The sequence below is a fragment of the Candidatus Methylomirabilota bacterium genome (assembly GCA_036002485.1).
GTDB lineage: Bacteria > Methylomirabilota > Methylomirabilia > Rokubacteriales > CSP1-6 > AR37.
Genome location: DASYTI010000251.1, coordinates 59,550 through 66,902 on the forward strand (window position 1 = coordinate 59,550; position 7,353 = coordinate 66,902).

Consider the following 7,353-nt stretch of genomic DNA (forward strand, 5'->3'; position numbering starts at 1 on the left):
TCGGTGGCGACTTCGTCTCGCGAAACGATGCAAGGCTTCCTCGACGGCTCCTGCGACGGCGATGGTTACGTGGCGGGGTCAGGGCGATTCATCATCAGCTCGAATCGTCGATTTCTTCTCGCTCTGGCCGAGTATCTGCAGACGCCCCTCGCGAGTACGGGAACGGATCAGGGCCGTGTCTACGTATCCCACCGGTGGGGAGAGAAGGGCTGGTACGGAAAGCATGGATTCCGACAAGACACCGGCTTCTACGTCCCTGAGGACAGCACCTACACGAAGGTTCTCAGCGTGCGACGTCTTCCCACAGGGAAGAAGCCCCATACGGTCTACAGCTTCACGTGCGAGCCCTATCCGACGTTCCTCGTCGGTGGCCACCTCACCCACAACTGTGAACATCACCTTCTGCCATTTTTTGGGAAGTGCCATATTGCCTACATGCCGTCGAACAAGATCGCGGGGCTCTCGAAGCTGCCGCGTCTCGTCGAGATGTTCAGTCGACGACTGCAGGTGCAGGAGCGGCTCACCACCCTGATCGCCCATACCCTGCAGGACGTGCTCCAGCCGCGCGGGGTGGCCGTGGTCGTGGAAGCCCTGCACATGTGCATGCTCATGCGCGGCGTCGAGAAACAGAACTCCAAGGCCGTCACCTCCGCCATGCTGGGCGCCTTTCGCGACCGGCCGGAGACGCGCGCGGAGTTCATGGAGCTGATCAAGTCGCGGAGCGGTCTCGTCATTTGAGCCGGCCAGAGGGGGCCGGTCTGGCGGGGCAGGTTGCCGTGGTCACCGGCGCCGGGCGGGGCATCGGTCGTGCCATCGCCCAGGCCTTTGCGCGCGAAGGAGCGGCGGTCGCGCTCTGCGCGAGGTCGGCGCCGGAGCTCGCCGCCGTGCAGCACGAGATCGAAGCGGCGGGGGGGAGGGCCGTGGTCAGATCGACCGACGTGAGCGATGAGACGGCCGTCGCCGCTCTCGTGAGCGAGACCCTGCGGTCTTTCGGCCGCATCGACTGCCTGGTGACGGCGGCGGGGCTCGCCGCGTTTGGTCCCGTCGCCGAAGCCAAGACCGCAGACTGGGACGAGACCATGGCCGTCAACCTGCGCGGGGTCTTTCTGTGCTGCCGCGCCGTGCTGCCCGCCATGATGGCCGCGCGCCGGGGCACCATCATTAACATCGGGTCGATCGTGACCGGCCGCACCCTGCCCGGCAGCGCCGCCTATACCGCGAGCAAGTATGGCCTCCTCGGCCTCTCGCGAGTGCTGGCCGAGGAGATGCGCCCCCATGGCGTCCGCGTGGGAGTGCTCTCGGCGGGGGCCACCGATACCTCGCTCTGGGATGCCGCGCCGAATCCTCCCGCCCGGGCCCGGATGGTCAGACCCGAGCAGGTCGCCCGAGCCGCGCTGCTCATGGCGACCCTGGAGCCGGGGGCTACCCTCGAGGAGATCACCCTCCTGCCGCAGGACGGCGTCCTCTGATGGGCCCCCGGGCGGCGGCGGGTCTGCTATACTTGCCCTGGATCGCCGGGCGATCGGACATCGAAGGGACTCGACCTCCAAGGAGGAGTGAATGATCTCGCTGACCGAAACAGCTGCGAAGAAGATTTCCGACCTGCGGCTCGAAGAGGGCAAGCCCGAGTGGGGCCTCAGGATCCGCGTGGTGGGTGGTGGGTGCTCCGGCATGTCCTATGAGCTCGGCTGGGACGACACGGCCGGGGCGGACGACAACGTCACCGAGGCCAACGGCGTCAAGGTCTACGTGGACAGCAAGAGCGCACCGTATCTGCAGGGCAGTGAGATCGACTACGTCGACAACAACATGCTGGGGGCGGGCTTCGCCATCAAGAACCCCAACGTGAAGTCGTCCTGCGGGTGCGGTTCGTCGCACCAGTTCTAGCGCAGACACGATGAAAAGGGCCCATCTGCGGCGTTGGCGCCGTCGCTCCTCCCTGCGGCGTACGACCACGTACGCCGCAGTCGTCGCTCCGTCGCCGCCTTGCATCTGGACCCTTTTGATCGGTCTGTAACACTGTTAGTGCCATGAAGGTCGCCGTCCGGTTCTTCGCCCGCTATCGCGAAGCGGCCGGACGCGATCATGTCGAGCTGGATCTTCCCGAGGGCGGTACGGTCGAATCGGCCTGGGAGGCGGTGGCGAGCCGCTTCCCGGTCCTCGAGCCGTACCGCCCTTTCACGTTGTTCGCCCTCGGAACCGACTACGTGCAGGCCAACCACCCCCTGCGCCCCGGCGATGAGGTCTGCCTCTTTCCCCCCGTGAGCGGCGGCGCGGCCGGCGATTGGGTCGAGGTCACGACCGCACCCCTGTCCGAGGAGCGCGTGGCCGCGGCCGTGGGTGACCCGGGGGCGGGCGGGATCGTGCTCTTCTCGGGCGTGGTCCGGGACGAGACGGGCGGCCGGCGTGTTAAGTATCTCGAGTACGAGGCGCACGCGCCCATGGCCGTGGCGAAGATGAGCGAGATCGCCGCCGCCGTTCGCGAGCGCTGGCCGGGCGTGCGCAAGGTCGCCCTCGTCCATCGGATCGGCCGGCTCGAGATCGGCGAGTCGAGCGTCATGATCGCCGTCGCCTCGCCGCACAGGGCCGAGGCCTTCGAGGCATGTCACTTCGCCATCGACACGCTCAAGACGACGGTGCCCGTGTGGAAGAAGGAGTACTTCGAGGACGGCGAGGTCTGGGTAGGTTTACAGGGAGAATGCAGTCACGGGCGACCGTAGCCTCGTAGAAATTGCTCGCGCCGCCATTCGCCGCGCCGGAATGCTCCGGGGCGGCGAAACTGTCTTGGCCGCCGTCTCGGGCGGCGCCGATTCCGTCGCCCTGGCCGACGTGCTCGTGAGCCTCGCGCGCGAGCTCGACGTGACCGTCCACCTCGTCCACGTCAACCACGGGCTCCGCCCCGAGGCCGATGCCGAGCAAGCCTCCGTGGAGCGCCTGGCCGCCGATCTGCGCGTGCCCTGCCACGTCGAGCGCGTCACCGTGCGTCGAGGGCCGCCCTGGGAAGGTCTCGAGGCCGAGGCCAGGCGCGCTCGATACGGCGCCTTCCGGGTCGTGGCCCAGCGTGTGAGCGTCCAGCGCATCGCCACCGCGCATACCGCCGACGACCAGGCGGAGACGGTGCTCATGCGACTCCTCGAGGGCGCGGGCCCGCGCGGGCTGGCCGGGATCGCGCCGGTCCGCGGCCTCTTGATCCGGCCGCTGCTCGAGGCGCGCCGGGCCGACATCGAGGCCCACCTCCGGGCGCGCGGCCTGCCCTGGAGGGAGGATGCGAGCAATCGAGATCCGCGCTTTCTGCGCAATCGCATCCGCCACGACGTGCTCCCCTTCCTCGAGCGCTCGGTGGATCCCGGCATCGCGGCCGGGCTCGCCCGCTCGGCGGCCCTCGTGCGCGCCCTCGTCGACGACCTCGAGGGCGCGGGCGCGCGCGAGCTTTCCCGCCTGGGCCGTCGCGGCGGCGCCGGCTGGGTCTTTGCCATCGCCGATCTGCGGGCTCTCCCGCACGAGATCGCCGCGGAGACGCTGCGCGCGGCCGCCTTGAGCCTCGGGCATTCCGGGGCCATGCGCGGCGCCGCCCACCGCGCGCTCCGGCGCCTCCTGGCTCCGAACGTCCCGCGCGGTCTCGTCAGCGGCGGCGGTCTCGTCATCGAGAAGAGCGGGAAGTGGCTCCGGGTGGGACGCGGCCGCCTGCCCGATCTCGAGCCGCGCGATTTCCTCGTGCCGGGTGCCCTGTCGCTGCCCGAGATCGGCGCGTCACTGGAGGCGCGATGCTTCGAGGCCGGCGCCGGCTATGTCGTACCTCGCGCGGCGAGCACGGTCGTCTTTGACGCGGACCGGATCCCCTCGCGCCTCACCGTGCGGGCCCGGCGACGAGGCGATCGCTTCCTGCCCTGGGGCGGCGGCGCCCAGGAGCGTCGGCTCAAGTCCTTCCTGATCGATGCCGGCGTGCCGCGCTGGGAGCGGGCGCGGGTGCCGCTCCTCGAGGCAGACGGCGACCTCATCTGGGTCGCTGGACTCCGCCGAGGCCAGGCGGCGCCCGTGGGATCGGACACGAGGCGTATCCTCGAGGTGACACTCTCCGTGCCTCTGGTGGTCGCCCCGCCCGGGAGGTAAGATGGCCCGCCAGGAGGACACCATGCGTCCGTTGCGATATCGGCTGTGCTCGATGATGTTGCTGGCCACCGCGCTTGTCTGGGCGCCCGTGCCTGCGCACGCACAATCGGCCCCGCCCCCCGCCGCCGCGCCTGATGCCAAGGCCATCCTCCAGATCCTCGAGAACGCCTTCGTCTCGGTGGCCGACCGTGCCACCCCGTCCGTCGTCAATGTCAGCGTCAAGGCCAAGAAGTCCGCGGCGGCCGAGGGCGCGCCATCGCCGGAGACGGAGCAGCGCTTCCGCGAGTTCTTCGGGCCGGAGTTCTACGAGCGATTCTTCAAGCGTCGCGGGCCGCGGCAGGAGCCCGAACGCGCGGCGGGCTCCGGCGTCATCGTGGACGGGCGCGGTTACATCCTCACCAATCATCACGTGATCGAGAACGCCGACGAGATCGAAGTGCGGCTCTCCGACGATCGCAAGTTCCCTGCCAAGCTCGTGGGGCGCGACTCGAAGACGGACCTGGCCGTGCTGAAGATCGAGCCGACGGGCACGGCCCTGCCCGTGGCGGCCCTCGGCGATTCGGACAAGCTCAAGATCGGCCAGTGGGCCATTGCCATCGGCAATCCCTTCGGCCTCGATCGCACGGTCACCGTCGGCATCATCTCCGCCACCGGACGCACCCACGTGGGGGTGGCCACCTACGAAGCGTTCATTCAGACCGACGCCTCGATCAATCCGGGCAATTCCGGCGGTCCGCTCCTCAATCTCGACGGGCGCGTGATCGGCATCAATACCGCCATCGTGTCCACCGGACAGGGGATAGGCTTCTCCATCCCCATCAACATGGCCCGCGAAGTGATGAACCAGCTCATCGACAAGGGCCGGGTGGTGCGAGGCTGGCTCGGAATCTCCATCCAGGACCTCTCTCCCGATCTGGCCGCGGGCTTCGGGGTGCCCGGCACGGGCGGCGTGCTCGTGGCCGACGTGATGAAGGACAGCCCCGCGGAGGCCGGCGGTCTCAAAGCGGGAGACATCATCGTGGAGCTGGCCGGCTCGCCCATCAAGGAGACCACGGACCTGCAGAAGCGCGTGGCGGCCATTGCGCCGGGGCGGCCCGCCGCCCTCACCGTGCTCCGCGATCGCCAGCCGACCAAGCTCAGCATCAAGATCGGCGAGCAGCCGACCGACGAGACCGTGGTGGCCGCGGTGCCGAAAGGCGCGGGGCTCGGGCTCTCCGTGGAGCCGCTGACTCCGGACCTCGCCCGGACCTACGGTCTCACGGGCCGCTCGGGGGTGGTGGTCACCGATGTCGCCGAGGGCAGCGCCGCCGCGGCGGCGGGCATCCGCGGCGGCGATCTGATCCTCGAGATCAATCGACGCGCCGTCGGCTCGGTCGAAGAGTTCCGGAAGATCGTGGGCAGCCTCAAGCCGGGCGATTCTGTGCCCGTGCAGCTCCAGCGCGGCGGGGGCGGCGGCCGCGAGTACGTGGTCCTCAAGGCGCCCGAGAAACCCTGAGCGGGCCAGACGAGGCGTACTGATGGTCGTGTCCGACCCCACCCGTCCGAAGCCTGTCGTGCTCATCATCGATGACGAGCCCGGTGTGCGCGAATCGCTCCGCGTCCTCCTCGAAGAGGTCTACGAGGTCATCGAAGCGGAGGCGGGGACCAAGGGCGTCGAGGTCCTTCACTCGCGCCGCGTCGATGTCGTCCTCCTCGACGTCTGCATGCCGGGCCCCCCGGGTCCGACCTTCCTCCCCCAGATCCTCGCTCTGGACGATGCCGTGGCCGTGATCATCATCACCGCCGTCAAGGACGTGCGCACGGCGGTGGAGGCGATCAAGGGCGGGGCCTACGACTACGTCACCAAGCCCTTCGACGTGGACGAGATGCTGGCCCTGGTGGGCCAGGCGGCCTCCCAGCGGGTCCTCGAGCGCGAAGTGCGCTACCTTCGCGCCGAGCTCGACCGCGCCCACGGCTTCGACGCGCTCATCGGGCGCCATCCGAGCATGGTCAGGCTCTACGAGCTCATCTCGCAGGTCGCCCAGACGCCGGCCACCGTGCTCATCGGCGCGGAGAGCGGAACCGGCAAGGAGCTGGTGGCCCGCGCCATTCACCGCCAGAGCCCGCGGCGCGACCAGCCCTTCGTGGCCGTCAACCTCGCGGCCATCCCGGACACGCTCGTCGAGTCCGAGCTCTTCGGCCACGAGAAGGGCGCGTTCACGGGCGCCCACTCGCGCAAGCTCGGCAAGTTCGAGCTGGCGCACGGCGGCACCATCTTCCTCGACGAGGTCGGATCGATGCGGGTGGACCTGCAGGCCAAGCTCCTGCGCGTGCTCCAGGAGCGGGAGATCGAGCGCCTGGGGGGTGCCCGGCCCTTGCCCGTCGACGTGCGGGTGATCGCCGCTACCAATGTCGACCTCCGCCAGGCCGTGCGGGCCCGCACCTTCCGCGAAGACCTCTTCTACCGCCTCAACGTGGTGCCCCTCACCATTCCTCCCCTCCGCACACGCAAGGAGGACATCCCGAGCCTCGTCGAGCACTTCCTGAGGAAGTACTCGCGCGAGTTCAAGAAGGACGTGCGCGGCATCTCGCGGGGCGCCCTGCCCGCCCTCATGGCCTATGACTGGCCCGGCAATGTGCGCGAGCTCGAGAACATCATCGAGCGGAGCGTGGCCCTGGCCACGCGCCCCGTGGTCCGGCTCGATGACCTGCCCGTGGACCTGGCCATCCACGAAGTCGGTCAGCGCGCGGGCGACGTGGGAAGTGAGCCGCTCCCGCTCCGCGAGGCGCGAGACCGATTCGAGCAAGCCTATTTTCTTCGCGCCCTCGAGCGGGAGAACTGGAACCAGAGCCGCGCCGCGCGCTGCCTGGGCATACACCGCAATACGCTCATCGCCCGAATGGCGGCATGGGGCATCCGGCGCGTCGAAGAAGCCAAGGACCTGCCCGACGCCGCCGCGGGCGAGGGGACCTAGGCGGCTGAAAAAGGCCCATCTGCTTCGTTGGCGCCCTCGGCCGCACGCTCAACGTACGTGGCATTTCGGGCTGAGGGGCGGAGCCACGAGGCGAGGGCTGAGTGAGAATTACGGGCCAAGTGCCACCACCTCCCGGTCACTTTACTGCCCGACCAAGAGTAAGTGCCAGTACCTCATGGTCGGTCGTCGAAGGGTCGGCGAGGGATGGCATACGAGATCTCAGCGAGCAGAGGTTGGTCGTCGGGAGCGCGCCGCCGAAGGGCATAGCAGCGCAACCGTTCGGCTTCCA

The 7,353-nt window shown here is 69.0% G+C and carries 6 protein-coding genes and 1 pseudogene; all 7 read left to right on the plus strand.

Going from position 1 to position 7,353, the window contains the following annotated elements; all coding sequences use genetic code 11:
* Positions 1 to 387: 387 nt before the first annotated feature.
* The 7 genes and pseudogenes from folE to VGT00_21845 all read left to right on the plus strand — a co-directional run bounded on the left by folE (position 388) and on the right by VGT00_21845 (position 7,064).
* Positions 388 to 738 (plus strand): annotated as a pseudogene (gene folE / locus VGT00_21815) (GTP cyclohydrolase I).
* Positions 735 to 1,469: an SDR family NAD(P)-dependent oxidoreductase gene (locus VGT00_21820; GenBank protein ID HEV8534066.1), complete on the plus strand. Its 735-nt coding sequence runs from the start codon at positions 735 to 737 to the stop codon at positions 1,467 to 1,469. The pseudogene folE and the gene VGT00_21820 overlap by 4 nt, the downstream one beginning before the upstream one ends.
* Before the next feature lie 91 nt (positions 1,470 to 1,560).
* Positions 1,561 to 1,887: an iron-sulfur cluster assembly accessory protein gene (locus tag VGT00_21825; protein HEV8534067.1), complete on the plus strand. Its 327-nt coding sequence runs from the start codon at positions 1,561 to 1,563 to the stop codon at positions 1,885 to 1,887.
* Positions 1,888 to 2,030: 143 nt separating this feature from the next.
* Positions 2,031 to 2,720: a molybdenum cofactor biosynthesis protein MoaE gene (locus VGT00_21830; protein HEV8534068.1), complete on the plus strand. Its 690-nt coding sequence runs from the start codon at positions 2,031 to 2,033 to the stop codon at positions 2,718 to 2,720.
* Positions 2,721 to 2,784: 64 nt separating this feature from the next.
* Positions 2,785 to 4,110: a tRNA lysidine(34) synthetase TilS gene (gene tilS / locus VGT00_21835; GenBank protein ID HEV8534069.1), complete on the plus strand. Its 1,326-nt coding sequence runs from the start codon at positions 2,785 to 2,787 to the stop codon at positions 4,108 to 4,110.
* Between the two features lie 22 nt (positions 4,111 to 4,132).
* A complete protein-coding gene (locus VGT00_21840; GenBank protein ID HEV8534070.1) occupies positions 4,133 to 5,605 on the plus strand; it encodes a Do family serine endopeptidase in 1,473 nt (490 codons plus the stop codon).
* Positions 5,606 to 5,627: 22 nt separating this feature from the next.
* Positions 5,628 to 7,064: a sigma-54 dependent transcriptional regulator gene (locus VGT00_21845; GenBank protein HEV8534071.1), complete on the plus strand. Its 1,437-nt coding sequence runs from the start codon at positions 5,628 to 5,630 to the stop codon at positions 7,062 to 7,064.
* Positions 7,065 to 7,353: the final 289 nt, after the last annotated feature.